Below are 24517 nucleotides of genomic sequence, written 5' to 3'. Positions count from 1 at the left end.
TTCGATGCACGACGCTCAGCGTATTGCCGAGGACGCGCCGGGTGCCGGGCTGATGCGCCGTCTCACCGGCGAGACCGCCACCATCGCTCTGCTCGAGGCGCGCCTCGCCGCCCAGGAAAGGGTGATCGCAGAACAGGCCGCACAACTCGCCCACAGCCGCAAGATCTTCGAGCGCGCCTCCGCCACTGCCCGCATCGGGGTCTGGGAATGCGACCTCGACGGCGAGCATCTGCGCTGGACCGACATGGTCTACGACATCTTCGAGCTGCCACGCGGGTCCGCGATCACGCGCGAGACGACGCTCGCCCTCTACACGCCCACCTCGCGTGCAAAGCTGCAGCCGGTGCGCAACCGCCTCATCGAACAGGGCATCGGATTTTCGCTCGACGTCGAGATCGTCACCGCCAAGGGCCGACACCGCTGGATGCGCATCACCGCCACCATCGAGCACGAAAACGGCGTGCCGGTGCGAATTTTCGGCATGAAGCAGGACATCACCGAGGAGAAGATCCTCGCCGATCGCACCCGCTACCTCGCGCTCTTTGATGCGATGACAGGCCTTGCCAATCGCAGCCAGTTTCATGACCGGCTTGAGGCGCTCTGCGCAAACGACAGCGATACGGCCATCGGCGCGCTGCTGCTCATCGACCTCGACGGCTTCAAGCCGATCAACGACCGCTTCGGCCACGCGCTGGGCGATCACTGCCTGCGCGTCGTCGCCGAGCGATTGACCGATGTGTGCGCTGGGGCAGAGCTTGTCGCGCGTGTCGGCGGCGATGAATTCGCCGTGCTTCTAGCGTCGGAACCGGCAATCGCGGACAGATCCAGCCGTCTCGCCGACCGCATCGTCACCGCGCTGAGCGAACCGGTGCTGCACGAGAATGCGACACTGACGCTGGGCGCCTCGATCGGCATTGCGATGGCCGACGGGCTGGCCCCGGACGACCTTTTCAAGCGGGCCGACCTCGCCCTCTATGCCGCCAAGGACGCCGGGCGCGGCACTTACCGGATAGCCGAGTAGCGGCTCAGGTCACCCGGCCGCGCAGCGGCACCGGGCCGTCGGCGATCGCGTGCCAGGGCGTCTCGTAGCTCGGGGTCGCGACGAACCGCTCGAGCCCCAGCTCGAGCTTCACCAGCGCCCCGGGCGCCAGCGCCAGCCTGAACCATTTGCCCCCCACCGGCACGGCGTCCGCCTCACCTTCGATCCGCGCGCTGGTAAACCGGTGCTCGCCGAAACTGCCGGCCTGGACGATCACTTCGCGCGCCCGCTGCGGATCGGTGTTGCAGAACGTTACGCGCGCGAAATCCACCCCGATCGCCTCGACCAGCGCGCCAACCCCGGGGGGCAGGCCGGGCCGGCGGGCCTCGGCATCGAAATGGCGGAGCGTGCCGTGCTGCAGCCCGCCATGATAGACGTGCATGGGCGCGCCCATCGTCGTCTGCACCAGCGCCTCGATCAAGACCGGTGTCAGATCCTGCCACATATGGATGCTCATCGATTCCCGGTAATGGTCCATCGTCAGCGGATCATTGGCGTCGGAGCGGAAATTGGCGATCTGCTCGGCAACGCTTGCCAGCGTCGTCTCGAGCCGGCGCACCGGATAGCCCGGATCGCGCCCGCGGATATAAGCAAACCATTGCGCGGTATTGCCGTTGAACCCCATATGCCCGCCCGTCGACTGGCGGCCGTAGCTCGAAAAACCGGTGTCGATGGTGTCGAACTGGGCCGCCCAGCCGCGCTCTGCGCGCGCGGCATCGGCTTCATCGAACGACATCAGCCAGAGATAGATGCCGTACATGGGGTGCTGCACCCGCCAGTCGCGCCAGCCCGCATCATAGTGCCGGTTGGGGACGAGGATCTTGCCGTCCTCCTCGCGCCTCAAGTCCCAGAGCATGTCGAGCTGGGAGCGGGCAAGGTCCAGCTGGCGCATGTCGCCGGTCAGGAGCACGCCATTGGTGGCCGCAATGGAAAGCGGCTCGAGGATGGAGAAGGCCCCGTGCGGCCAGCGCCAGCCATAATAGCCGCCCCACCATTTGCCGTCATTGTATTCCCCGATCTCGCCCGAAAGCCCGACATTGTCGGGGATGATGCCGCCATTGCGTTTTGCACGCTCGGCCCAGGCCGCGTGATAGGCGAGCACCCAGTCGCGCAATTCGGGCCGGCCCGAATGGAGAAACGCGTGCGTCGCCATCGAGGTCGCAGCGAGGTTGAGCGGCACGTCGCCGCGTGCCTGGCGCTGGTTAATGCGCTCAAGGATCTGCGCGTAGACCGAATCGTCGGACCAGGGGCAGCTCTTGGCGCTCGCATCGATCCCCGGCAGATCTTCGAACGGCGGCAAATAGTTGTCGAGGATTTCGCGATGGGTTTCCCAGTCCTCCGCGGTCTGAACGAAGCGTGCCCCCCGGCTGCCCGAGATCGGCGAGCGGATCAAAAGCTTTTCGGGGTCCCAGTTCCCGGCCTCGGGCTCGGTATAGAGCGCGGCGAACTTTTCGGCCCGCTGCCGGTCCTTGAGACCCGAAGGGTCGGTGAACCCCATGAAATACTGGAAGAGATAGCCCTCCCCGTGATGCATCCAGTCGTAATAAGCGTCGAACTCGTCATGGACCTGACCATATTGCGTCCACTGCCAGGTGATGCCGTCCCAGATGGTGCGGGCCCGTGCAAGCACCTGCTCGCTGCCTCCGAGCGCATAGAGCAGCGGCATGTTCATGAAACCCTCATAGGGGTCGTCCGAACCATCCATTCCCGGCCAGCTCTCGCGCCAGTAGAGCGTGCCGTCCGGCCGCGCATAGCGGTCGGCGAATTCGAGCGCGGCACTGTCGAGCAGGTCGAACAGGCGCCGCTGCAAGAGCGCCCAATGGGGCGGCGCACCGCGCGTATCGGCATGGAGGATCGGCAGGTCGTCCGTCGGGTGAGGCATTTTGAGGGGCTCGGTTTAGAGGCGTTCGCCGCTCTCTGGATCAAAGAAATTCAGCGCGCTGGTGTCGACCGCGAGTTCGACCGGTTCGCCGGGCCTCAATGCGACCCTCGGCGGCAGGCGGGCTGTCACGGGCTGCCCTCCAATCATGGCGACGACCATGGTGTCGGGGCCGGTCGGCTCGACGACGTCGATCGTGCCCGAGAGCCGGGCGGCGCTTCCCGATCCCAGCGTCAGATGCTCGGGCCGCGTGCCAAGGATGACCGGCCGGCCCATGGCGACGCCTCTCGGCATCGCGGGCTCGGGCAGCGAAAGCCGCAACCGTCCCGCCTCGTAGACGAAGGCAGGCCCGCCCGGCCCGGCCTCCAGCACCCCGGAGATGAAATTCATCGCCGGCGAACCGATGAAGCCTGCAACAAACATGTTGGCGGGGCGGTCGTAGATGGTCTGGGGATCGGCCAGCTGCTGGATCACCCCTTCCCTCATGACTGCCACCCGGGTGCCGAGCGTCATGGCCTCCACCTGGTCATGCGTCACATAGACGACCGTGGTGCCGAGCCGGTCATGCAGGCGCTTGATCTCGGTGCGCATCTCGACACGCAGCTTGGCATCGAGGTTGGAAAGCGGCTCGTCGAACAGGAAGAGCTCCGGATCGCGCACGATGGCGCGGCCCATGGCGACGCGCTGACGCTGGCCGCCGGACAGCTGGCCGGGCTTGCGCGCGAGGAGATGCTCGACCTGAAGCAGCCGGGCTGCGTCCAGGACCTTGCCATCGCGCTCGGCGGTCGGCACGCCGCGCATCTCGAGCCCGAAGCCCATGTTCCGCTCGACCGTCATCGTGGGATAAAGCGCGTAGGACTGGAAGACCATTGCGATGTTGCGGTCCTTGGGGTGCACGTCGTTGACCACGCGCTCCCCGATCAAGACATCCCCTCCGCTCGCCGGCTCGAGCCCGGCGATGATCGAAAGCAGGGTCGACTTTCCGCATCCCGAGGGCCCGAGCAGGACAAGAAAGCCGCCATCTTCGAGCTCGAGATCGACATTGTGGAGCACTTCGAGGAGCCCGAAGCTCTTGCGCACTCCGCGCAGGGTAAGAGTGGACATCTTGGCCTCCTAGCCCTTGACCGCGCCAGCAGTGATGCCGGCAACCATGGCGCGCTGGACGATGGCGAAGAGGACCACCACCGGCAGGATCGAGATCATCCCGCCCGCCGCCAGCATGCCCCAGGGCAGCTGGAATTCGCCGACCATCAATTGCAGCCCGACCGGCCAGGTGCGGCTGCCCTGGCTCGTGGTCAGCATCAGCGCGAACAGGAACTCATTCCACGCCGCGATGGCGACGAACACGCAGGTGGCCAGAAGCCCGTTGCGCGCGATGGGGATGACGATGCGGAACATAGCCCCGAGCCGGGTCGTGCCGTCGATCCGCGCGGCGCTTTCGAGTTCCTTGGGCGCAGCATCGAAGAACCCCTTCAGCATCCACACAAAGAGCGGCAGGAGGAAACTCGTATAGGCGATGGCAAGCCCGATCGTGCTGTCGAGCAACCCGACCTGGCGCATCACGATGAAGAGCGGAATGATCATCAGCACCGCGGGGAACATGCGCACGACGAGATAGCCGAGCATCAGTTCCGTGCGCCCGCGAAACTGGAAGCGCGAGAACGCATAGCTCGCGATCGTTCCGGTGAAGAGGCAGATCAGCACCGTCACCGAAGTGACGACGAGGCTGTTGAGCACCAGAACCGGATAACTCGACTGGTTCCAGAGCCGCACATAGTTCTCGAAGGTCACGCGCGGCGGAATGTAGTGCATCTCGCGCGTCACGATGTCGGCCTCGAACTTGATGGAAGTGAGGAAGGTCCACACGATCGGGGCGATGCAGATGAAGGCGAGGAGCAGGAGCAGGGCGTAGCTCGCCACATCCCAGAACAGCTTTGAGCGCGAGCGGGTGGCTTGGGCCATCATGATTACTCCTGATTGACCTTGGTGATCCGGATGTAGGCCCAGGCAAACACCATGAGAAAGACGAACATCACGACCGAAAGCGCCCCGGCATAGCCGAAGTTGAAGTCGCGATAGGCGGTCTGGAAGGCATAGAGCGAGAGCACCTGGGTCGATCGCCCCGGCCCCCCGCTGGTGAGGATCAGCAGCAGGTCCGGCGAATTGACGAGACCGATCACCCGCAGGATGACGGCTGCCGCAATGATCGTGCGCAGCATGGGAAGCGTGATCAGACGCAATTGCGCGAACGGCCCCGCCCCGTCGATGTCAGCGGCCTTGTAGAGATCGGTCGGGATCCCCTTGAGGCCGGCGAGCAGGAGGAGCGTGAAGAATGGGAAGCTGTGCCAGGCTTCGACGACGATGGCAGCGGCCATGGCTGTGCCGGGGTCGGCGAACCAGGCCTTGTAGCCCTCGAGCAGGCCGATCCGGACGAGGAGATCGTTGATCACCCCGAGCCGAGGGTCGAGCATCAGCGCCCACATGTGCCCGGCCACCACATTGGGCAGGAAATAGGGGAGGAGGATCAGCACCGCGAGCACCTTGGTGCCGGGGAGATTACGGTTGAGCGCCAGCGCCGCGATCAGCCCGACGACGAATTCGATGACGATCGAGAATGTGACCCAGACCGCCGTGTTGCGCAGCGACACCCAGAAGACCGGATCGGACAGCATGCGCTCGTAGTGGCGCAGCCCCACGAACCCCGTCCCGAGATCGGGCCGGTTGAGCCGCATTTCGCGAAAGCTCATCTGCATGCCGTAGAGCGTCGGATAGAGCACCACCGCCGTGATCAGCAGCGCGCTTGGCAGCAACAGCAGATACATCCAGTAACGGGTCTCGGAGAGTTCTCCGATCAGTCGCACGGGATTGATCCGATCCCAGACTGTTCTGGGCGGCCCATAGGGCGCCGGCAGGAAGGTGCGGCTCATTGCACGTCTTTCTTGCTGGGGAATGAGGCGGCCGGGGTCGTCCGGCCGCCCGCACGGCTCAGCCGACGGCGGCAGCCAGCCCGTCGATCATCTCGTCGACCGCCTGTTCTGGCGTCGCATCCCCGATCAGCACCCGCTGGAACGCCGGAAGCACAACGCTCTCGCTCCAGCCGGCAAAGCCGGGGAAGCTCGGCTGCGGCAGGCCGAAACCAAGTGTTTCGGCCGCCGGGGCATAAAGCGGATTGCCCGAGATCCGCTCGTCCTGAGCGGCAACCGTGGAGGCCGGGAAATACCCCGTCGCCTCGAGGAGGGCGACAGCAGCGTCGGGCTCGCCCCAGAACTTGATCCACTCCCAGGCGGCGTCGGCATTGGCATCGCTGCTCATTGCGTTGTACGCGTAGCCAAGGCGCGCCACGCGTGCCGCTGGGCCTGCCGGGATCGGCGCAGTGGCGAATTCGACGCCGGGTTCGAGGAAACCCGAGATGTCGCGGAAGGAGCCGGTATGGTGCCACACCATCGCCGTCTGGCCGGTCTGGAACGCCTCCATGATCTGGCGGAAGCCGTCATTGGGCGCACTCGGCGGCACCACGCCATGCTCGGTCAGAAGCCCGGCATACCAGCGCACCGCCTCGATGGCGCGGTCGCGATCGAGCCCGATCTCGCCATTGCTCAGCACAGGCGAGCCGAAGGCCTCCATGAGGTTGACGACGAAAGCCTGTCCGCCGGCGCCCCCGCGCATGCCGAAGCCGTAGCGTCCCTTGGCCGGATCCGTCAGGGTCTGGGCGGCAACGAGCATCTCGTCGAGCGTCGTCGGGGCGGAGAGCCCAGCCTCGTCGAACCAGTCCTTGCGGTAATACATCCAGTCCACAAAGGCGAAGGCGGGAACGCCGTAGACGGCCCCGTCCTCGCTCGTGATCGAGGCAAAGCGCGCATCCTCGAAATCGCCGCGCCGCTCCCATGAGGCGATACGATCGGTCAGATCGACAAGTGCGCCCATGGCCCGCAGATCGGCGAAGCGCTCCGAGGCCACCATGGTGACGTCGGGCCTGCCGCCCCCGACCACGGCCGCGGTGATCTTGGCCATGAATTCGGGATTGGGGATGTTCTCCTGGATGACATTGATATCCGGATGCGCCGAGGCGAACTGCGCCATCACCGCCTCGAGGCCGGCGAACTCGCTCTGGCTGGTGAAGGTGTGCCAGTAATTGATGGAGGTCTGCTGCCCGAAGGCGAGCCGGGGCATGAGCGCAGATGCCCCCAGCATGCCGCCACCCCATTTGAGCACTGTGCGTCTGTCGATTGGACTGATCATAGTTTCTCTCTCCCTGGAAGGGCACGGCCGGGCGGTTCCGCTCTCTTGCCGCGCGAATGGTGCTGGTTCAGAAATGTCGCTCGGTCACCTCGACCTTGCCGATCGCCTCTGCATCCAGAGCCGCCCAGTCGAAGGTGTAGCCAAGCCCGGGCTCGTCGCTGACGGTCAAATTGCCATCGATGATGGCGACCTTGCCCAGATCCTTGAGCCCACGGATCTGCTCCTCGTTCATCACGATCTGCTCGTAGTAGTCATTGTTGGAAATCGCGGCGCAGAGCTGGGCGTTCTCGACGCCCATGCCATGGACCTGCGCGCGCATGCCGAAGCTGTCCGACAGATGGGCGACCTTCATCGAGCCGGTGAACCCGCCCTTATAGAAGGTCGAGACGCGCGTCATGTCGAGCGCCCGGGCCTCGATCCAGCTGGCCATGTTGAAGTGGATGCCATCCGAGGTTTCGGCGGCCAGTACCGGAATGGTGAGCTTGTCGCAGAGCTTGGTGTAGGCGCCGATGTAGAATTCGCGCATCGGCTCCTCGTACCAGAGGAAGCCCTCGTCCTGGAGAGCGAGGCCAACCTCAAGACTATCGACATAGTCCCAGCCCGCCGAACCATCGAACATCAGATCGGCATCGGGCCCGACCCAGCGCCGCAGTGCGCGCGACAGATCGATGTCGCGCTTCACGTCGCCCCAGGCGTGGAGCTTGAAGGCGGTAAAACCGATGTCGCGGCAGAGCTTGATGTGGCGCTCGTATTCCTCGAGCGTGTCCCAGGTGACGGTCGAGGCATAGGCGGGCACCACCCGCTCATTGCCGCCCAGCATCTGGTAGATCGGCATGCCGGCGCGCTGGGATTTGATATCCCAGCAGAGCATGTCGAGCACGCCCATATGGCGCATGTTGATCTCCTCGACCCGGTCGACCTCCCAGATCAGGTGCCACATGCGCTCGGTGAGCAGCGGGTTTTCGCCGATGAAGTGATGGAAACGGCGCCGCACGAGGTCGAGCGTCATGTCCCCGCGCACGAGTTCGATGCCGCCCACGAGCCCGGAATCGGTCTCCATCCGCACCACCGCCTTGCGCTGCCTCTGACCGGGCGGGATATCGCCATGCGAGCCAGGAAGGCCGGCGCGCCACAGGAAGTTCGGCCCTGCGTCGGCTTCGAGCAGCCAAGCGGTGAAGCCCGTGATCTTCATCATCGGCCCCTTTGATATTTCCTATTTGGATTTTTCGATATCAAAAGGCCCTTTGCAAGTGATATATCGTGGCTGATGCCGGACGTTCGACTACGACGGCACAATCACGCGGCCTAGAGCCAAGATTTTCTGGACCCTCGGCGGTTCAACACGTAGCAAGGCTGATATATCAGAGGGGAGGTCGAATGGAACTGCGCAGCGACAATGAGGGATATCGCCGGTTTCGCGAAGCGATGGACAAGGGACGGCTGCGCCCCGGCATGGTGCTGACCCAGAACGCGCTCTGCAAGATCCTCGGGCTCTCACTGACTCCGCTGCGCGAGACGCTCGTCCTGCTCGAGGAATACGGCCTCGTCGAGGTGCGCCCACGCACCGGAATTCAGATCGTCTATCCCGAGGTTGCGTTCATCCGGGAGAACTTTCAGTTCCGGATCATGATCGAGACCCATGCGCTCCGGCTCTTTGCTCAGACCGATAATCTGGGATGGCTGGCCGACATGCGCGAACGGCACGAGCAGAGCCAGGTGGAGCTCGCCCAATTGGGCAATCTCGATCTCGCCATCGATCGGTTCGTTGCGACCGACCGTGCATTTCACGCCGACATCGTCGCCGTTCTCAACAACAGCTGGATTTCGCGCACCCACCAGAGGCTTCAGGCCAATATCGGCATGGCACGCCTGACTCACGCGCGCGGCCCCTTCAAGAACCAGCTTCTCGAAACGGTCGCCGAGCACATGCGCATCATTGCGAGCCTCGAAGCGGGTGACATCGAAGCAGCGGTGGGAAATCTCGAAGCGCATTTCCGCGCCTCCACCCACCGCACTTTTGCCGCGTGATGCATTCGGGGGTGAAAGCCCCTCAATGCGGAGACGCTAGCGGGCGGTCCAGGCCAGAGCCATGTCCACTGCTGCAGCTTTGAGCTGAGGCACGAGGTCCTCGATCCGATCCGCCCCAAGCCGTGCGATCGGCGCTGCGACGCTCATCGTGCCCACGACGCGACCCTTGAGGCTGATCGCCACGGCGACCGCGCCGACCCCCGCCTCTGCCTCTTCGCGGGCAAGGCCATAGCCGCGCTCGCGGGTCGTCTCGAGTTCGGCGGTAAAGGCTTCGAGGCTCGTCAGCTGTCGCGGACCACCGGCCCCGCCCGTGCCGAGCCCGGCGGCGAGCGCGATCCGCACCGCCTCCTCGAGCGGCAGGCTCGCAAGCCACACCTTGCCGTTGGCGGTCGCGAAGGGGATGATTCTTTCGCTCATGTCCGGCTCGTAGACGAGACCCGAACGACGCCCACGGGCCGATCCGACCCAGTTGAGCGTCTCCCCCTGCACCGCCGTCAACCGCACCAGTTCCCGCGTCCGGCGCGCCAGATCATCGAGGATCGGCTGGCGCAGATCGGCGATATCGAGACGCGCGAGTTGACGCTGGCCGATCAGCGCCATGTGGAGCGTGAGGCCATAGCAGTCGCTCTGGACGCTCTGCTCGGCCCAGCCCGCCTCCACGAGACCGGTGAGGATCCGATGCGCGGCGCTCTTGGGCATGCCGAGCCGTGCGGCGAGGTCGCTGAGCTTGATCGGCTCGTCGGCGAGCGCAAGAACCTCGATCGCCGCCAGCGTGCGTTCGATTGCGCTTTGTGGGCGCGCCTCGCTAGGTTCGATCACTGCCCTCGTCATGCCGGCTCCTTTGTCCCTCACTGTTGGCGGTGCAACACGCCGCGCGAAAGGAAGATCTCCGTGATTTCCTCCGATTTCGCGAGAAATTCCGGATCGCGCCGTGCGGCGAGCCCGCGCGGCCGGGGCATGTCGATCTCGAGCACGCGCTCGATCCGTCCCGGACGCGGCGTCATCACGATCACCCGGTCGGCCAGGAGGACGGCCTCGTCGATGGAATGGGTGATGAAAAGGATGGTCATGCGGTTGCGCAGCCAGAGCGCTTCGAGGTCGACCCGCATCTGCTCGCGCGTCAACGCATCGAGGGCGCCGAAAGGCTCGTCCATCAGCAAAAGCCTCGGCTCGAGCAGCAATGCCCGCGCGATCGAGGCGCGCTGGCGCATGCCGCCCGAAAGTTCGTGCGGATAATTGTCCGCAAAATCCTTGAGCCCGACATTCTCGAGCAACTCGAGCGCCTTCCCCTTGAGCGCCCGACGGTTGGCTCCGGTCATGTCGGCCGGAAAGAGCACGTTCTCGAGGATCGACCGCCAGGCAAGCAGCACATGGTTCTGGAAGACGATGCTCATGCCTTCGGGCGGCTTGTTCGAAACGTCGCCGAACACCGAGATCGTGCCGCTCGATGGCGGCGTCAGGCGCGAGATGAGCCGCAGAAGCGTCGATTTTCCGCAGCCGGACGGGCCCACCACGGCGACGAACTCGCCGTCCTTGATGTCGAGATCGACGCGCTCGAGCGCCACGATCGGCGCTTCGGCCGTCCCGAACGTCTTGGTCACCCCGCTGATGGCGACCCCGGGAGACTTCCCGCTTTCAACTGACATGGCGGCTGACGCCTCCCTGAACAAACCTGTCGATTGGCACTTGACGGAACACTGTTCCAGATAGAACATCGTTCCAGATTGTCGTCAAGCGAGTTGGAGATCGGGATGGGCAAGGTCGCGGAGGCGCTGATGAAGCGCCTCAACACGGTCATCAGCCTTCTGGGGGCGTTGCTCGTCTGGGAGATTGCCGTCAGGACCATCGGCACACCCGAATACATCCTTCCCGCGCCCTCCAAGGTGCTTGCCGACCTCTGGCGCAACATCCACGTGCTGATCCCCGCGTCCTACGCGACGCTGCAGCCCATGGTGCTCGGCTTTCTTCTGGCCGCGGCGCTCGGGGTGCTGCTGGCGCTGCTCGTCGTCTATTCGCGGGCCTTCGAGGCGATCTTCTATCCGCTGCTCGTCGTCCTCCAGATCATCCCCAAAATCGCCGTGGCGCCGCTTTTCATCATCTGGGTCGGGTACGGCCTGACCTCGAAGGTCCTGCTCGTCTTCCTGCTCTCGTTCTTCCCCATCGTCGTCAACTCGATCGTCGCGTTCAAATCGATCGAGTCGGACGTCTACGATCTGGCGCGGAGCTATCGTGCTTCGCGGTTCAAGATCTTCTGGCGCGTGGAGCTACCGAGCGCCCTGCCCTCGCTGTTTGCCGGGTTCAAGGTTGCTGCCGCGCTATCCGCGACGGCGGCCGTCGTCGCCGAGTTCGTCGCGTCCGACAGCGGGCTCGGCTATCTGCTGCTCAACTATAACGGCAACATGAACACCTCGATGACTTTCGCGGTCATCCTCGTGCTCAGCGTTCTGGGGCTCCTGCTCTACGGAGTGGTGGAGCTCGTCGAGCGCTGGGCCATTCCGTGGCACGTCTCGCAAAGGCGCGACGATCTGGTCGTCGGCAAATCGCCGGCATGACGCAACCGGGCATGCCGGGCCCGACAATGCCGGCATCACAAGGGAGGTTCTGGTTATGACTATGATCGGCAAGGGACTGGCGGGCGCTTTTGCGGCGCTCCTCATGTCGGGCGCAGCGCTCGCCCCGGCCAGCGCGCAGGACGATGTGTCCCTGCGCCTCAACTGGCTGATGAGCGGGGTGCACTCGATCTTCTATCTCGGCGTCGAGCAGGGCTTTTATGAAGAGGAAGGCATCAACCTGACCATCGGCGAGGGGCAGGGTTCGGCGCGCACCGTGCAGGTGGTGGCGACGGGTGGCGATACGTTCGGGCTGGCCGATGGCGGTTCGGTGATTGCCGGGGTGAGCCGCGGCGCACCGCTCAAGGCCGTGCTGGGCGTGCTCAACACCTCGCCCTTCGGCATCTCCTTCCGCGCCGATGCGGGCGTCGAGACGATCAAGGACATCGAGGGCAAGACCATTGCCGCCACCGCGGGCGAAGCCTCGATGGCGCTCTTGCCGGCGATCTGGCAGGCCAATGACATCGACGAAAGCCAGGTCTCGATCCTCAATGTGGATGGGCCCGGCAAGCTCGTCGCCGTGCTCGAGGGACGCACCCAGGGGCTGCTCGCGGGTCTGGAGGGCCAGGTGGTGATCCTCAACCAGCGCGGTCTCGACCAGACGGTCTTTTCCTTTGCGGAGCTGGGCGTCAACACCGAGGGACTGACCATCGTCGCCAATGACAACATGATTTCGGACAATCCGGATCTCGTCGAGCGCTTCGTGCGGGCAACGCGCCGCGCCATGGAGGCGACCATCGCCGATCCTGAAGCCGCGATCGACGCGGCCATGGCGGCCAAGCCCGAGGCCGAGCGCGCATTGCTGGCCGAGCAGCTCGAGGTCTCCATCACGCTGATGCCCTCGCCGGTCGAGCCGGACCTGCCACTCGGGCAGATGTCGGCGGCGGATTGGGAGCGCACGCTCGAACTCGTCACCGCCTATCAGGACGTGCAGACCGATCTGCCGGCCGACAGCTTCTACACCAACCAGTTCATCGCACAGTGATGAAGCGACGGGGCGGGCACCTCGCCCGCCCCCTCTCCCAACGGATCCCGACATGAGCCAGCGCGCAAGCTACGACTTTACCGGGCGGGTCGCCCTCGTCACGGGCGCCGCCGGGGGCTTTGGCGGCGCCATCACGGCGCGGCTTCGGGAAGCGGGCGCAACTGTGATCGGATGGGATCTCGCCGGCACGCCCGAGGCGCCTCCGGTCGACGTCACCTCAGAAGAGAGCGTGGATGCGGCCGCCGCCGCGCTGATTTCGGCCCACGGCCGGCTCGACATTCTGGTCAACAATGCCGGCATCGTCGGCACCCTCGCCACCGCCTGGGAGACGCCGGTAGCCGAGTTTCGCAGGCTCCTCGAGGTCAATCTCGTCGGCGCCGTCCTCGTCTGCCGGGCCCTGATGCCGCTCATGATCGATACGGCGGCCCGCGGCAATGCCGGCCGGATCGTCAACATCGCCTCGATCCAGGCCAAGGAAGGCATGGCGCTTGCCGCAGGCTATAGCGCCGCCAAGGCCGGCCTCCTCGCGTTGACCAAAAGCATGGGCAAGGAACTTGCCGGCACTGGCGTGCTCTGCAATGCGATCACTCCGGCCGCGTCCCTCACACCCATGAGCAGCGGCGCCCCCAAGGCCCGGCTCGACGACATTCTTTCGCGCATTCCCATGGGGCGCTTTCTCGAACCCGACGAGGTGGCTGCGATGACGCTCTGGCTCGCCTCGGAGGATTGCAGTTTTTCAACCGGCGCCGTCTTCGATCTTTCGGGCGGGCGCGCCAGCTATTGAAGGTCGGGTCATGACGCTTCTGGGTACTGCCATCGTCGCCATCTGGAACGGCATCGCGCCGGGCGGGGTGGACAATTTCATCGAGTGGCACAATCGCGAGCATATCCCCGAACGCGTCGCGATCCCCGGCTTCCTCCGCGGCCGGCGCTATGAGGCGATCCATGGCAGCCCGGCCTATTTCACGCTCTACGAGGCGACGGACACGGCCGTCCTTCAGGGCCAGCCCTATCTCGACCGGCTGAACGCACCCACCGAGTGGACCCGCAGATCGACGAAGGACTTTACCGATACCTCGAGAGGCGTCTGCGAGACGGTACATTCGTCCGGATGCGGGGATGGCGGACTTCTCCTCACCCTGCGTTTCGACGCCGGGCCGGACCAGCAGGGCACGCTGCGCAACGCGATCCGCGCCGCGCTGCGCGAAATCGAAGCCATGCCGGGCATTAGCGGGGTTCACCTCTGCATCGCCGATCAGGGCGCAAGCGGGATCGAGACCGCAGAACGCAAGGGCCGCGCGGTGGGGGTGCCCAACTGGATCGTCCTGATCGAGGGCGGTTCCACAGATCCCGTGGATGCGGCCGGGGAAACGTTCGCCACCGCCATGGCCGATCATGCCGATGCGATCGGTCCGGTCGACAGCGGCCTATACCGGCTACAGTTCTCGCTTTCTGAATAAGCCCATTTTCTCCAGACCTGTCGCGGTCGCGCATTGGACATGCGCGGCCGCTTATTTTGTTGGTGGACGAGAAGGAGCAAGTGCATAAAATATCTGCACGTGAGAGCGCTGCACCAGAAACAGGCTTCACTCTTCTGCGTACCGATGGTATACAAAGCGTATGCCGGATGCCGAGGCGGCTCCGGTCACCAGTTTCCTATGCAGGAGTGAACCGGGATGACGCTTTTTTCCAATCGCCGCAGGCTTCTCGCCGGCGCAGCTCTTATTGGCGCGGCGCTGCTGATGGGCGCCCAGCCCAGCCTTGCCCAGCCCACGACGATCAATCCGGGCAAGTTGACCATGTCGATCAACCCGACCCTGCCGCCGCTGCAATATGTCGACGATCAGGGCCAGCTGCAGGGCATGCGGGTAGAACTCGGCAATGCGATCGCCGAAAAGCTCGGGCTCGAGCCCGAATATGTGCGCATTGAGTTCGCGGCCATGGTGCCCGGCCTCGCTGCCGGCCGATGGGACATGATCAACACCGGCATCTTCTGGACCGAGGAACGCTCGCAGCTGATGTATATGGTGCCCTATGAGCGCGCCGCGATCAGCTTTCTGACGGCGCGCGACAACCCGCTCGGCATCACCGAGTGGCAGCAGCTTGCGGGGTATTCCGTCGGCGTCGAGCTCGGCGGCATCGAGGAGAACCGCACCCGCGAGGTCAACGACATGCTGATCGCCGAGGGGCTCGACGGCATCACCGTGCGCACCTTCAACAATTTTGCCGAAGCTTTCCAGGCCCTGCGCGCCGGCCAGGTCGAAGCGGCAACCGCGATCGATGCGACCGCCATGTACTGGCAGGAGCGGGGCGACTTCACGCGCGCCGTTTCCGGCCTCTTCCCGCAGACAGCGACCTTTGCCTTCGCCGATAAGGCCTTGGCCGATGCGGTGGTCGTGGCGCTCGACGAGCTCAAGGCCGAAGGCTTCTACGACGAACTCTTCGACCGCTACGGCGTGCTCAAGATCGAGGAAGAGAGCTTCGCCATCGTGGGCCCCGGCCCGCAATAGGCCGCGCGCCGCTCCGATCCATCTTCAGCGCTCCCGGCCCGGGCCGGGAGCCGCCCTTTTGAGAAATCCGGTACACGATGAGCATCTGGAACTGGGAAGGCTTTTTCAGCTACTTCACCAATGGCTACCTCCTCGGCGGCGTGGTCGTCACGCTGGGGCTGACTGCAGCAACGCTCGTCATCGGCTTTGCGCTCGCGATGGGGCTCGTGCTCTGCCGTCTCTCGGGCATCCGCATTCTTTCGGGCTTCGCGGCGGGCTATGTCTGGCTTTTTCGCGGCACGCCGCTGCTGGTGCAGCTCATCATCATCTACACCGGGCTTCCCCAGCTCGGCTTCGTTCGCCTGTCGGTGGTCGAGTCCGCCCTTCTCGGTCTTGCGCTCAACGAGGCCGCGTATCTCTCCGAAATCCTGCGCGGTGGCATTCTCTCGATCGGTCAGGGCCAGCGCGACGCCTCCCATGCGCTCGGGCTCAATCGCACCAAGACCTTCCTGCTCATCGTCATGCCGCAGGCCTTGCGCGTGTGCCTGCCGGCGCTCGGCAATTCGGTGAACGGGCTCCTCAAGACGACGTCGATCGCATCGGTCATCTCGATGGAGGAACTGCTGCGGCGCGGGCAGATCCTCATGCAGCAGCGCTTCGAGGTCCTCGAAGTCTTCATCGTCATCGCCATCCTCTATCTCACGATGACGAGCGCCTGGGACCTCGTGCAGAAACGCATCGAGCGCTATTTCGGCAAGCCCTACGCCGCCCAGGCCATCAAGGAAAAGGTGCTGGCCCGCGATGCCCGCTAGCGGTGCGGCGCGGCCCGCCTGCGTCCTCATCGGCCTCGGGCGCATCGGGGAGGCGGTTGCCCGCGCCCTGACCGCATCGTCCGACGGCCCCGCCCTTTCTGCCATCGTCACGAGAACGCCGGACCGGGCGAAAGCACTCTTTCCCGACGTCAGCTGTTATCAGGATCTCGACAGGGCCCTCGGCGACGCCGAGATCGTCATCGAGTGCGCTTCGCCAGACGTTCTTGCCGGCCATGGCCCAAGGATTCTTGCCGAAGGTCGCGACCTCGTGCCGATCTCGCTGTCGGCCTTCGCCGGAACCGGCGGTCCGGCTCTTGTTGCGGCCCTCGAAAAGGGACCCGGACGCCTCTTCATCCCGTCCGGCGCCGCCTGCGCCCTGCCGCTTCTCGACGTCGCTCGGTGCGCCGGGCTCGATCGAGTCGTCTTTCGCCAGACTTATCCGCCGGCACTCTGGGCCCGGCTCGAAGGTCTGTCCGACGCGCGTGCCTATGTCGGCACCTTCCTCTCAGCCTCCGCCCGGGAGGCGGCCCGCCGCTTTCCGCGCAACCTCAATGCCGCGATCGGTGTCGCGCTGGCCGGCCTTGGCCTCGACCGCACCGAAATCGAGCTCATCGGCGATCCCGCCATCGCCAATCGGCGCTACGAGATCGAGATCGAGAGCGGCGGCGCCCCGATCCGCCTTGCCATCGGCCCTTACGGCACAGAGCCCGACCGCCCCGACCACACGGCGGCCTCACTGCTGTCGATCTTGCGTCGTCGGCAGGCGCGGATGGTGTTCTGACCAAAGGCTTATTGCTTCCCGCAGGCCGGCAGGAAACCTGAAGATGGGCGGTGGCGATCTCATTGGACCGCTAGCCGCACTTTGCGCCGGGACTCGAGAGCCGACCGCCCTTGCGCACGGCGAGGGCCGTCTCGCGCAGCGATCGGATAATCCGCCCCGCTCCAAGTTGGCAGGAGGTCCCCTGCGGGAACAGCGGGGACCGCTGGCCGTTCCTGTGGCGACACAAGGAGTGCCGGATGCCCGATACCGTCCCCACCAGCGACCAGCTTCGCGACCACATCGACAAAGGCGGTTCATCCGACAAGGTCGCTTATCCCGATCCCGCCGCTGCGCCACTCGGCACCGATGACGAAGCAGCTGGGAAATCGCCGAGCCGCGAAGAACGGCGCATGGCGGCCGGAGCGGAGATCGCAGCGCCGCAGGTGCGACGGTCGGCCCATATCGATCCGACCCTGCTCTACTTCGGCATGGCGGCGCTTGTCATGCTGGCAGCCCTTTTCATGATCGGTCTGGGCCGGACTTAGAAGATCCGCCAAAATGATCCAGCGCCCTAGCGGAGATGATTGCCGAGATCATCGACGCAGAGTTCTGGGCTCGCGAGAACCGGAACCTCGCACTGCTCGGCGAGTGCGTCCCTCAAATGAGCCATCGAGGCCTGAGCAAGGACCAGAACATCGGAGCGCGCGGCCAGTGCCTGAGCGCGCTCCGAAACAATGGCGTCATGGGTCCCCCGGTCGCCTGCGCTGAGCGCCTTGAAGGCATCGCCTGCCAGATCGGTCTCGACAGCCACCGACCGGCCTGCCCATTGGGCATGTTGTTCGATCAGGGCTCGGCTGGCGCTGACCGTGCTGTTGGTGGTGCACATGATGCCGATGCGGCTGCCGCTTGTGACCGCCCGTGCAGCCATTGCATCGTCGATCTTGACGATGGGGAGCGTCGTCTTCGGCCGGATGGCGTCGACCGCCGGCGAGGTCGAAGAGCATGTAAAAAGAAGAAGCGTCGCTCCGGCACGCTCCGCCGCCTCGACATGAAGCTTCACCCTTTCGGTAATCCCCTCCGAAGGACCATGCCGCATGAGGTCCTGCAGCAGACTTTCATCGAGCATGTGGAAGGTGTCGAGCTCGGGGTAGCGCCCTGCGATCATCGGCTTGAAGCGCTCGACCAGCCCTCCGACAGTGTGCAGCACGGCGAGGCGATGCGTGTTCATGATCTACTCCGCATAGATGATTTCGATGCCCGAAAGGGCTTCGGCATCCGGGCGCCCCTCTTCGGGCCGGGTGGTGATGAACAGATCTACGTCCTGCGCGCTGGCGAAGGTCGAAAATCCGCTTGTATGCAGCTTGGTGGCGTCCGCAACGATCACGACCTTGCGCGCGATAGCCATCATGGCGCGCTTGAGTTCGGATTCGACCGGATCGGCGCTCGTGAACTCCTGGCGTGGCGTCACGCCGGCGGCCCCCAGAAAGGCGATGTCGACGGCGGCATCGCGCAGCTCCCTTATGGCGTGCAGGCCCACAAGGCTCATCGAGGAGGGTGAAAGCTCCCCGCCGACGACATGAATCCGCCAATGGTTATGCCCGGCCATCTCCTGGGCGATGACGAGGTTGTTCGTGATCACCGTCAATTCGCGCCTGACCGCGAGGCTTCGTGCCACTGCCGCCGTGGTCGATCCGCCATCGAGCAACACCACCTGCCCATCGGCGACCAGTCCCGCGGCCTCTCGCCCGATCGCCTCCTTTTCGGTGCGGTGCACGAAGCTGCGCTGATCGACCGGAGGGAGCGGCGCCCGCGCTGCATCCGGCTTTCCGCCCAGCAGCCTTGCGCCACCGCGAACGATTTCTGCCTGCCCCCGCTGTGCGAGCGCCTTCAGGTCCCGCCGCACCGTTTCGGTCGACACGGCCAGTTCGGTTGCGATGTCGTCGACCCGCACGACGCCCCGCGCCGCCAGCCGATCGGCGATGGCGGTCAGCCGTTCGGCAGGCAGGAAGCTGCGGGGATCGGGCTCGGGTCGGGTCTTGCTCATCGGGCATCCATCCAAGGATCGGGCAGCAGTATCAATGCAATGCTGGACGGAGGTCTAGTTGAAGAGCGACGCCTTGTCTGCGCTGCAGAGAAAAGAGGTGATCTTTGCCGCGACGGTTTCCTCAACTGCAGCTTCAGCCCGGCGAAGCTCTTCGGGCGGGAGAGCCGAACACTCGGCGTTGGTCATGCGCACCGTGCGGCCGAGGGAGGCGAGCAGCGCTTCCTCGAGGTCGGTGGCGATGTTGACCTTCGAGATGCCGCCGCCCTCGAGCTGCACCGCTTCCTGGATCATCTCGGCAGGCACGCCCGAACCGCCATGCAAGACCAGATGCACATCGCTCAACGCCCGTATGGCGCGAAGCCTGTCGAAATCGATCTTGGGCGCCTTGACGATGTAGAGCCCGTGCGCCGTGCCGACCGAAACGGCAAGCGCATCGACGCCCGTGCGTCGGACGAATTCGGCGGCCTCCTCGGGCACGGTATAGTGTTCCTCGTCCTTGTCGGTCTCGACGAAATCGGTGGTACCGATCTTGCCGAGCTCGCATTCGACCGAGACGCCATGGCTGTGGGCAAGTTCGGCCGCCTGGGCCGAAATCTCGACATTCTCTTCGAACGGCTTGGCCGATCCATCCATCATCACGGAGGTGAAGCCCGCCGCGATCGCTGCCTGAAGAACCTCGAGCTCGAAGGAATGGTCGAGATGGAGCACCACTGGCACAGTCGTGCCGACCCGGTCGAGAGCCGCGCGGAAGGCGGCCCCGAATTCGTCCGGCGCTATGCCGTAGCGCTGCATCTCGCGCTGGGAGATCTGCACGATCAGCGGGGACCGCAGCTGTTCGGCCGCCCGCAGGATCGGATCGATCATCGCCGTGTAGCGCGGAGAGAACGATCCGACCGCGAACCGGTGGCGCGTCGCGACTGCAAGGACGTCGGCCAGCGGGCGGGCCTGCGCGGAAATCGTGTTCGTTTCGGACATCTGGGTCTCTCTGGCTAGAAAGCGATACTGGGGAGGAAGGTGACGATGGGTGGAAAGAGGATGAGCAGCAGCACGACCAGCAGCAGGGGCAGCAGGAAAGGCAGCACCGCCCGGACGATCACGTGCAACGGCACTCCGGATATGCGCGCCAGCACGAAGAGCACCATGCCGAAGGGCGGCGTCAGCAGGCCCAGCATCAGCGTCAGCACCATCACCACGCCGAAATGCATGGGGTCGATCCCAGTCGCGATCATGACCGGCAGCAGCACGGGGGAGAGGATGATGATTGCCGCAGTGCCCTCGAGGAAACAGCCCACGATCATGAGGAAGCCGACGAGCAACAGCATGACGACAATCGGATCGGTGGAGATCGAGGCGATGCCCGAAGCCATGGCCGAGGTGATGCCGGCGCGCGTGACGAGATAGCCATAGATCATCGCCATCGAGACGATGAGCATGATCGTGCCGGTATCGATGACGGTCGCCTTGGCGATCGAGAAGATCTCCCGCAAGCTGGTCGCCCGGTAGACAAAGAGCGCAAGGATCGTCGCATAGACCGCCGCGACGGCCGAGGCTTCGGTGGGGGTCGCGATGCCGGTGACGATGCCGCCGACGATGATGACGGGCGTAAGCAGCGCGGGCAGGCCCGACCTGAAGCTGGTCACCAGTTCGCGGCCGCTGAAGGCTTCGCCGGCGGGGAGGCCTTTGACCCGCGCATAGATGGCAACGTAGATCATGAGGGCGACGCCCATGATCAGCCCGGGGATCAGGCCTGCGAGCAGGATGCCCCCGACTGAGACGCCGGTCATCAGCGCGTATATGACGAGGGGTACGGACGGCGGGATGAGCGGGCCAATGGTGGAAGACGCCGCAGTGACCGCGACCGAGAAGTCATCCTTGTAGCCGGCCTCGCGCATCGCCTTGATGACGATGGTGCCGAGCCCTGCGGCGTCCGAAACTGCAGTGCCGCTCATGCCGGCGAAAATGATGCTCGCCATGATGTTGACCTGGGCGAGGCCGCCCCGCATCGAGCCCACCAGCGCGCGCGCGAAGCGGAAGATGCGCTCGGTGATCCCGCCCGCGTTCATCACCCGGCCGGTGTAGAGAAAGAACGGCACCGAGAGCAGCAGGAAATTGTCGAGCCCCGACACGGCCCGCTGCACGAGGAACCCGGCGTTGAAGTCGAACCCCCGCTCCATGATCGTGAGGATGATCGAGGTGCCCGCGAGCGCGAACGCTACCGGGACCGCGAGGGCGAAGAGAAGAAAGAGCACTCCGACATAAGCGTAGGTCATGCCGGCGCTCCCGGCTCGCGATCGAGCTTAAGGTGCCATTTGGCGAGGTGGGCGACCGAATAGACGATCATGAGCCCGAACCCGAGCGCGAAGGCGACGTAGAACCAGCCATTGGAGACCCAGCCAAGTGTCGCAAGCGATGTGTTCCAGCTCGAGCGCATGATGGAAAAGCTGGCGACGAACAGGAAGGAGACGATGAGGAAGGAAGTGACCGCCACCAGCGGCTGCAGAATGCGACCGAGCCGCGGAAATATCTCGGGCACCGTGTCGATGGTGATCATCAGCTTGTCGTAATAGGCCGAGGAGGCGCCCAGATAGATGATGTAGATGAAGACCATCCGCCCCAATTCCTCGGTCCAGGGCAGGGAAACCCGTGCCATTCGGCCAAGGATCTGCAGGACGACGAGACCTGCGAGCAGGATAAAGAGTGCACCGAGCACCGGGCTTATGAGCCGCGCCAACCCATCGACCACCCGGACATAGAAACGGGCAATGGCATCGATCGCCTTCATCGCGCTCGTCCTGTCACGTCGTGACCCCATCTGTGCATCTGAGCCTCCTCTCCCTCATGCCTTTCGCTTCTAGCGCCCGGCGCACCCTGAGTAAATGCAGAATTTCACATAAGACCACATATCTCCACGCAAATAAGTGGAGAGTTGACAGATCATGCGGATTTATGTTGGCTGGGTGTATCTGGCGACGCGTCCCTGTCCGGGATGTGGGCCGAAAAGGGAGAGAGAAGATGAAATTCTGGACGAAACTCGTCGTCGCCGCCTGCGTCGGCGGCACGCTGGCCGGCCCTGCTCTGGCGCAATCGGTGACGATACAGCTGGCCAGCGCCTTCAATGCGGACACCGACATGATGCAGGCCGCCGAACGTTTCGGCGAACTCGTCAGCGAGCGCTCCGGCGGGGAGATCGCGGTGCGTTACTTCCCGGGTGGCCAGATGGGCGGCGAGCGCGACAATCTAGAGGCCCTCAAGATCGGCGAGATCGAGATGGCCGTCTTCGGCACCTATCCGATCGTGTCCCTGGCCCCGGCCTATTCCTTCTTCGATGCGCCCTTCGTCTTCCGCGATCGCGACCACGTCTATGCCACCTGGCAGAGCGAGCTGGGTGATGAGGTGCGCGAGATCTTCGAGGCCGAGCACGGCGTGCGCGCCCTGGGCATGATGGGACGCGGCTATCGGCATCTCACGTCCAACGATCCGATCAATTCGGTCGAGGATATGGAAGGCATGCGCATCCGCATGGGCCAGTCCAAGCCCTTCATCGAGGCCTTCACCGAGACCGGGGCCGTCGTCGTTCCGATCGCGTTGCCGGAGCTTTTCACCTCGCTGCGGCTCGGCACCGTCTCGGCTTCCGATGGCCCCTTCGATCAGATCTACACGTTCAACCTGCATGAGGCGCAGTCGCACCTGGCACTGACCGGCCACCTCTATGCGACTTCGCTCTGGATGATGAACGAAGATTTTTACGCTGGACTGTCGGACGCCCATCGCGAAATTATCGACACGGCAGCGAGCGAGGCTCTTGCCTATGGCGACGAACTGGCTTTGGCGAGCGAGGAACGGCTGCGCGGCGTGCTTGTCGAGGCCGGCATGCAGATTACTGAGCCCGACTATGCGGGCTTCATGGAAAAGGTGCGGCCCGCGATCGATCGGCTCTTTGCCGAGGATTGGTCGGTGACGACCGCCGAGGAAATCGCGGCCATCCAATAGGCTGAAGGGGCCGCCGCTGGCGGTCCCGCTCCACCGAACGGCAGGATCCGGCAAGGATGACCAGAACACTTTCGATCATCTGCGTGGGCGGCGTCGTTCTCGACCGCATCTTCTACGTCGACGCACTGCCGCACGGCGCGGGCAAAAGCGTCGCTTCCGACTATCGCGAACGGGGCGGCGGCATGGCCGCGACGGCCGCCGCTGCAATTGCAGCGCTTGGAGCCAGAGCCACACTCTGGGCGCGCATCGGAGATGACCCTACAGGTCGGACGACGCTTGCCGAGCTCGAGCGAGCCGGGATCGATGTGTCGGGACTGCGCATCTGCACCAGGGGCCGCACGGCAACCTCCACGGTACACATCGACGCTGCCGGAGACCGCGCACTCACGAACTTCCGCGGCCACATGCCTGCCGACACCCAGCATCTCGACCCCGATCGTCTGGGAAGAGCCGACGCGATCCTTGGAGACGTCCGGTGGCCCGAAGGCAGCCTCTGGGCGTTCGAGCGTGCCCGAAGCGTCGGGATACCCACGATCCTTGACGCTGATGCCGGCAGCGTCGAGGCCCTGCCGCAGCTAGTTGCCCGCGCTGCGCACACGATTTTTTCCCAGCAGGGTTTGAGGGAACTCACCAAGGAGCACTCCGCTGCCCGGGGCCTCCGGGCTGCCGCAGAGATCGCCCCCGAAGATGCTGTCCTCGGGGTCACTTGCGGGGAAAGCGGCTCGCTCTGGCTCCACAAGGGCACAATGGCAGAAATGCCCGCCTTTTCGGTCGCCGCCATTAACACCAATGGCGTCGGAGACGTTTTCCATGGCGCATACGCGCTGGCCATTGCCGAAGGGGGATCGCACCTTTCGGCAGCGCGCTTCGCCTCGGCGGTCGCGGCTCTGAAGTGCGCCGACCCCCGCGGCTGGGACGGAATGCCCTCGCGGGCCGTATGCGAAGCGTTTCTAGCGGACCGAGAGCCTATCGAAGCTGCACGCTGATCGAGCCATCGCTTTCGAGCACAAGGCTTTCCACCGCATCGATACTCTCCCCGCCGCCCGCCCGGACTGCGCTCAGCGCCTCGTCCTCGGTCACCCGCTGCCGACGCATGGCGCCGGGGATGAACGCGCCATGGCGCGCCAGCAGTGCCGGCTCCGAACGGACGGCCTTGGCGAAACGCGCCGAGCGCACCGAGAAGGCCGTAACCGCGTATTGCAGGGAAATGAGCAGAACCCGCGCCGTCGTCCCCTCGGCCAGCGCAATGCTTTCCTGCACGAGAATGGCCGAGAGTGTGGAGCCCAGCGCCACCGTTACGACCAGATCGAAGGCGTTCAGCTTGGCGAGAGTGCGCTTGCCCGAGATGCGCAGGAACGCGATGAGCGACACATAGGCGAGAACCCCGACCAGGAGGGTTCTGAAAATGCCCTCCCAGCCTTGAAACAGCATGTCTGTCCAGTTCATCAGGTCACGGCGCTCCCTGCTCCGAACCTCCGGGCCCGGCTTCCATCGCCGCGCCGTCATCGGGAACACCATCATCACCGGGCATGATGCCGCTCGTTTCTGCAAAGAGCGTCAGATATCCGACGATCAGCGCAGCAACAAACGCGCCGATTACCGCGATCAGTATCCTGCGATTGTTCCCGCTTCTGGACATGCAT

The 24517-nt window shown here is 64.6% G+C and carries 27 protein-coding genes; 12 read left to right on the top strand and 15 right to left on the bottom strand.

Annotated features, from left to right (window positions below):
- The first annotated feature begins 4 nt into the window (after positions 1–4).
- Positions 5–1021: a diguanylate cyclase domain-containing protein gene (locus tag EMQ25_RS14165; protein ID WP_127189258.1), complete on the top strand. Its 1017-nt coding sequence runs from the start codon at positions 5–7 to the stop codon at positions 1019–1021.
- Positions 1022–1025: 4 nt separating this feature from the next.
- On the opposite strand, the gene EMQ25_RS14160 is transcribed toward EMQ25_RS14165, so the two are convergent.
- The 6 genes from EMQ25_RS14160 to EMQ25_RS14135 all read right to left on the bottom strand — a co-directional run bounded on the left by EMQ25_RS14160 (position 1026) and on the right by EMQ25_RS14135 (position 8352).
- The gene (locus EMQ25_RS14160; protein WP_127189257.1) at positions 1026–2921 is read right to left on the bottom strand and encodes a DUF8034 domain-containing protein; all 1896 of its coding nucleotides are present in this window, start codon (positions 2919–2921) and stop codon (positions 1026–1028) included.
- Between the two features lie 15 nt (positions 2922–2936).
- Positions 2937–4022: an ABC transporter ATP-binding protein gene (locus EMQ25_RS14155; RefSeq protein ID WP_127189256.1), complete on the bottom strand. Its 1086-nt coding sequence runs from the start codon at positions 4020–4022 to the stop codon at positions 2937–2939.
- A gap of 9 nt (positions 4023–4031) precedes the next feature.
- A complete protein-coding gene (locus EMQ25_RS14150) occupies positions 4032–4883 on the bottom strand; it encodes a carbohydrate ABC transporter permease (RefSeq protein WP_244606599.1) in 852 nt (283 codons plus the stop codon).
- A 2-nt stretch (positions 4884–4885) separates the two neighbouring features.
- Positions 4886–5845 carry a carbohydrate ABC transporter permease gene (locus EMQ25_RS14145; protein ID WP_244606598.1) on the bottom strand — a complete coding sequence of 320 codons (960 nt, stop codon included), beginning with the start codon at positions 5843–5845 and terminating at the stop codon, positions 4886–4888.
- A gap of 58 nt (positions 5846–5903) precedes the next feature.
- Entirely contained in the window at positions 5904–7157 is a 1254-nt protein-coding gene (locus EMQ25_RS14140) for an ABC transporter substrate-binding protein (protein ID WP_127189255.1), read from the bottom strand.
- A 67-nt stretch (positions 7158–7224) separates the two neighbouring features.
- Positions 7225–8352, bottom strand: coding sequence for an enolase C-terminal domain-like protein (locus EMQ25_RS14135; protein ID WP_127189254.1), 1128 nt, complete (start codon positions 8350–8352; stop codon positions 7225–7227).
- Positions 8353–8534: 182 nt separating this feature from the next.
- On the opposite strand from EMQ25_RS14135, the gene EMQ25_RS14130 reads away from it, so the two are divergent.
- A complete protein-coding gene (locus EMQ25_RS14130) occupies positions 8535–9185 on the top strand; it encodes a GntR family transcriptional regulator (RefSeq protein WP_127189253.1) in 651 nt (216 codons plus the stop codon).
- Positions 9186–9221: 36 nt separating this feature from the next.
- Here the strand turns inward: EMQ25_RS14130 and EMQ25_RS14125 are convergent, their stop codons facing one another.
- Positions 9222–10016, bottom strand: a complete 795-nt coding sequence (locus EMQ25_RS14125; protein ID WP_127189252.1) for an IclR family transcriptional regulator — start codon at positions 10014–10016, stop codon at positions 9222–9224.
- 17 nt (positions 10017–10033) lie between these two features.
- On the bottom strand, positions 10034–10831 hold the full coding sequence (locus tag EMQ25_RS14120) for an ABC transporter ATP-binding protein (RefSeq protein WP_127189251.1): 798 nt from the start codon (positions 10829–10831) through the stop codon (positions 10034–10036).
- A gap of 105 nt (positions 10832–10936) precedes the next feature.
- On the opposite strand from EMQ25_RS14120, the gene EMQ25_RS14115 reads away from it, so the two are divergent.
- The 8 genes from EMQ25_RS14115 (at position 10937) to EMQ25_RS14080 (ending at position 17385) form a co-directional block, all read left to right on the top strand.
- Entirely contained in the window at positions 10937–11737 is an 801-nt protein-coding gene (locus EMQ25_RS14115; RefSeq protein ID WP_127189250.1) for an ABC transporter permease, read from the top strand.
- A 55-nt stretch (positions 11738–11792) separates the two neighbouring features.
- Positions 11793–12779, top strand: a complete 987-nt coding sequence (locus tag EMQ25_RS14110) for an ABC transporter substrate-binding protein (protein ID WP_127189249.1) — start codon at positions 11793–11795, stop codon at positions 12777–12779.
- 52 nt (positions 12780–12831) lie between these two features.
- Entirely contained in the window at positions 12832–13563 is a 732-nt protein-coding gene (locus EMQ25_RS14105) for an SDR family NAD(P)-dependent oxidoreductase (protein WP_127189248.1), read from the top strand.
- Between the two features lie 10 nt (positions 13564–13573).
- Complete coding sequence (locus tag EMQ25_RS14100) at positions 13574–14239, top strand: DUF4286 family protein (protein WP_127189247.1); 666 nt, start codon at positions 13574–13576, stop codon at positions 14237–14239.
- 216 nt (positions 14240–14455) lie between these two features.
- Positions 14456–15289: an ABC transporter substrate-binding protein gene (locus EMQ25_RS14095; RefSeq protein ID WP_127189246.1), complete on the top strand. Its 834-nt coding sequence runs from the start codon at positions 14456–14458 to the stop codon at positions 15287–15289.
- A 77-nt stretch (positions 15290–15366) separates the two neighbouring features.
- Positions 15367–16080, top strand: coding sequence for an amino acid ABC transporter permease (locus EMQ25_RS14090; RefSeq protein WP_127189245.1), 714 nt, complete (start codon positions 15367–15369; stop codon positions 16078–16080).
- Positions 16070–16861: an aspartate dehydrogenase domain-containing protein gene (locus EMQ25_RS14085; protein WP_127189244.1), complete on the top strand. Its 792-nt coding sequence runs from the start codon at positions 16070–16072 to the stop codon at positions 16859–16861. Before EMQ25_RS14090 ends, EMQ25_RS14085 begins: the two co-directional genes overlap by 11 nt.
- Positions 16862–17097: 236 nt before the next feature.
- Complete coding sequence (locus tag EMQ25_RS14080) at positions 17098–17385, top strand: hypothetical protein (RefSeq protein WP_127189243.1); 288 nt, start codon at positions 17098–17100, stop codon at positions 17383–17385.
- 26 nt (positions 17386–17411) lie between these two features.
- Here EMQ25_RS14080 and EMQ25_RS14075 read toward each other — a convergent pair whose 3' ends face one another.
- Genes EMQ25_RS14075 through EMQ25_RS14055 form a run of 5 tightly spaced genes read right to left on the bottom strand, consistent with a single transcriptional unit; the run spans position 17412 to position 21666 of the window.
- The gene (locus EMQ25_RS14075) at positions 17412–18068 is read right to left on the bottom strand and encodes an aspartate/glutamate racemase family protein (RefSeq protein WP_127189242.1); all 657 of its coding nucleotides are present in this window, start codon (positions 18066–18068) and stop codon (positions 17412–17414) included.
- A 3-nt stretch (positions 18069–18071) separates the two neighbouring features.
- Positions 18072–18884 (bottom strand): DeoR/GlpR family DNA-binding transcription regulator, encoded by an 813-nt coding sequence (locus tag EMQ25_RS14070; RefSeq protein ID WP_127189241.1) that lies wholly within the window; start codon positions 18882–18884, stop codon positions 18072–18074.
- Between the two features lie 54 nt (positions 18885–18938).
- Positions 18939–19859, bottom strand: a complete 921-nt coding sequence (locus EMQ25_RS14065; RefSeq protein WP_127189240.1) for a class II fructose-bisphosphate aldolase — start codon at positions 19857–19859, stop codon at positions 18939–18941.
- 14 nt (positions 19860–19873) lie between these two features.
- Positions 19874–21154, bottom strand: a complete 1281-nt coding sequence (locus tag EMQ25_RS14060) for a TRAP transporter large permease (RefSeq protein ID WP_127189239.1) — start codon at positions 21152–21154, stop codon at positions 19874–19876.
- Complete coding sequence (locus EMQ25_RS14055) at positions 21151–21666, bottom strand: TRAP transporter small permease (RefSeq protein ID WP_158626089.1); 516 nt, start codon at positions 21664–21666, stop codon at positions 21151–21153. The genes EMQ25_RS14060 and EMQ25_RS14055 overlap by 4 nt, the downstream gene beginning before the upstream one ends.
- A 230-nt stretch (positions 21667–21896) precedes the next feature.
- Here EMQ25_RS14055 and EMQ25_RS14050 point away from each other — a divergent pair, with 230 nt between their 5' ends.
- Both EMQ25_RS14050 and EMQ25_RS14045 read left to right on the top strand, forming a co-directional pair.
- Positions 21897–22874: a TRAP transporter substrate-binding protein gene (locus EMQ25_RS14050; protein WP_158626088.1), complete on the top strand. Its 978-nt coding sequence runs from the start codon at positions 21897–21899 to the stop codon at positions 22872–22874.
- Between the two features lie 56 nt (positions 22875–22930).
- On the top strand, positions 22931–23860 hold the full coding sequence (locus EMQ25_RS14045) for a PfkB family carbohydrate kinase (protein WP_127189236.1): 930 nt from the start codon (positions 22931–22933) through the stop codon (positions 23858–23860).
- On the opposite strand, the gene EMQ25_RS14040 is transcribed toward EMQ25_RS14045, so the two are convergent.
- Positions 23841–24320, bottom strand: coding sequence for a DUF421 domain-containing protein (locus tag EMQ25_RS14040; RefSeq protein WP_127189235.1), 480 nt, complete (start codon positions 24318–24320; stop codon positions 23841–23843). The two genes, EMQ25_RS14045 and EMQ25_RS14040, sit on opposite strands and share 20 nt — an antisense overlap.
- Positions 24321–24324: 4 nt before the next feature.
- Entirely contained in the window at positions 24325–24513 is a 189-nt protein-coding gene (locus EMQ25_RS18105) for a hypothetical protein (RefSeq protein ID WP_158626087.1), read from the bottom strand.
- Positions 24514–24517 lie beyond the last annotated feature (4 nt).

The sequence above is a fragment of the Arsenicitalea aurantiaca genome (assembly GCF_003994485.1).
Classification (GTDB): Bacteria; Pseudomonadota; Alphaproteobacteria; order Rhizobiales; family Devosiaceae; genus Arsenicitalea; species Arsenicitalea aurantiaca.
The sequence above is the reverse complement of the archived record's forward strand: the minus strand, read 5'-3'. Positions and strand labels throughout refer to the sequence as shown.

What these genes read in the sequence shown, in the direction of transcription:
- EMQ25_RS14095 (WP_127189246.1), top strand. Translation starts at nt 14,456, where the DNA reads ATGACGCTTTTTTCCAATCGCCGCAGGCTTCTCGCCGGCGCAGCTCTT.
- EMQ25_RS14120 (WP_127189251.1), bottom strand. Translation starts at nt 10,831, where the DNA reads ATGTCAGTTGAAAGCGGGAAGTCTCCCGGGGTCGCCATCAGCGGGGTG.
- EMQ25_RS14045 (WP_127189236.1), top strand. Translation starts at nt 22,931, where the DNA reads ATGACCAGAACACTTTCGATCATCTGCGTGGGCGGCGTCGTTCTCGAC.
- EMQ25_RS14130 (WP_127189253.1), top strand. Translation starts at nt 8,535, where the DNA reads ATGGAACTGCGCAGCGACAATGAGGGATATCGCCGGTTTCGCGAAGCG.
- EMQ25_RS14140 (WP_127189255.1), bottom strand. Translation starts at nt 7,157, where the DNA reads ATGATCAGTCCAATCGACAGACGCACAGTGCTCAAATGGGGTGGCGGC.
- EMQ25_RS14065 (WP_127189240.1), bottom strand. Translation starts at nt 19,859, where the DNA reads ATGTCCGAAACGAACACGATTTCCGCGCAGGCCCGCCCGCTGGCCGAC.
- EMQ25_RS14125 (WP_127189252.1), bottom strand. Translation starts at nt 10,016, where the DNA reads ATGACGAGGGCAGTGATCGAACCTAGCGAGGCGCGCCCACAAAGCGCA.
- EMQ25_RS14165 (WP_127189258.1), top strand. Translation starts at nt 5, where the DNA reads ATGCACGACGCTCAGCGTATTGCCGAGGACGCGCCGGGTGCCGGGCTG.
- EMQ25_RS14050 (WP_158626088.1), top strand. Translation starts at nt 21,897, where the DNA reads ATGAAATTCTGGACGAAACTCGTCGTCGCCGCCTGCGTCGGCGGCACG.
- EMQ25_RS14085 (WP_127189244.1), top strand. Translation starts at nt 16,070, where the DNA reads ATGCCCGCTAGCGGTGCGGCGCGGCCCGCCTGCGTCCTCATCGGCCTC.
- EMQ25_RS14040 (WP_127189235.1), bottom strand. Translation starts at nt 24,320, where the DNA reads ATGAACTGGACAGACATGCTGTTTCAAGGCTGGGAGGGCATTTTCAGA.
- EMQ25_RS18105 (WP_158626087.1), bottom strand. Translation starts at nt 24,513, where the DNA reads ATGTCCAGAAGCGGGAACAATCGCAGGATACTGATCGCGGTAATCGGC.
- EMQ25_RS14105 (WP_127189248.1), top strand. Translation starts at nt 12,832, where the DNA reads ATGAGCCAGCGCGCAAGCTACGACTTTACCGGGCGGGTCGCCCTCGTC.
- EMQ25_RS14075 (WP_127189242.1), bottom strand. Translation starts at nt 18,068, where the DNA reads ATGAACACGCATCGCCTCGCCGTGCTGCACACTGTCGGAGGGCTGGTC.
- EMQ25_RS14160 (WP_127189257.1), bottom strand. Translation starts at nt 2,921, where the DNA reads ATGCCTCACCCGACGGACGACCTGCCGATCCTCCATGCCGATACGCGC.
- EMQ25_RS14110 (WP_127189249.1), top strand. Translation starts at nt 11,793, where the DNA reads ATGACTATGATCGGCAAGGGACTGGCGGGCGCTTTTGCGGCGCTCCTC.
- EMQ25_RS14150 (WP_244606599.1), bottom strand. Translation starts at nt 4,883, where the DNA reads ATGATGGCCCAAGCCACCCGCTCGCGCTCAAAGCTGTTCTGGGATGTG.
- EMQ25_RS14080 (WP_127189243.1), top strand. Translation starts at nt 17,098, where the DNA reads ATGCCCGATACCGTCCCCACCAGCGACCAGCTTCGCGACCACATCGAC.
- EMQ25_RS14100 (WP_127189247.1), top strand. Translation starts at nt 13,574, where the DNA reads ATGACGCTTCTGGGTACTGCCATCGTCGCCATCTGGAACGGCATCGCG.
- EMQ25_RS14070 (WP_127189241.1), bottom strand. Translation starts at nt 18,884, where the DNA reads ATGAGCAAGACCCGACCCGAGCCCGATCCCCGCAGCTTCCTGCCTGCC.
- EMQ25_RS14115 (WP_127189250.1), top strand. Translation starts at nt 10,937, where the DNA reads ATGGGCAAGGTCGCGGAGGCGCTGATGAAGCGCCTCAACACGGTCATC.
- EMQ25_RS14055 (WP_158626089.1), bottom strand. Translation starts at nt 21,666, where the DNA reads ATGAAGGCGATCGATGCCATTGCCCGTTTCTATGTCCGGGTGGTCGAT.
- EMQ25_RS14155 (WP_127189256.1), bottom strand. Translation starts at nt 4,022, where the DNA reads ATGTCCACTCTTACCCTGCGCGGAGTGCGCAAGAGCTTCGGGCTCCTC.
- EMQ25_RS14145 (WP_244606598.1), bottom strand. Translation starts at nt 5,845, where the DNA reads ATGAGCCGCACCTTCCTGCCGGCGCCCTATGGGCCGCCCAGAACAGTC.
- EMQ25_RS14090 (WP_127189245.1), top strand. Translation starts at nt 15,367, where the DNA reads ATGAGCATCTGGAACTGGGAAGGCTTTTTCAGCTACTTCACCAATGGC.
- EMQ25_RS14135 (WP_127189254.1), bottom strand. Translation starts at nt 8,352, where the DNA reads ATGATGAAGATCACGGGCTTCACCGCTTGGCTGCTCGAAGCCGACGCA.
- EMQ25_RS14060 (WP_127189239.1), bottom strand. Translation starts at nt 21,154, where the DNA reads ATGACCTACGCTTATGTCGGAGTGCTCTTTCTTCTCTTCGCCCTCGCG.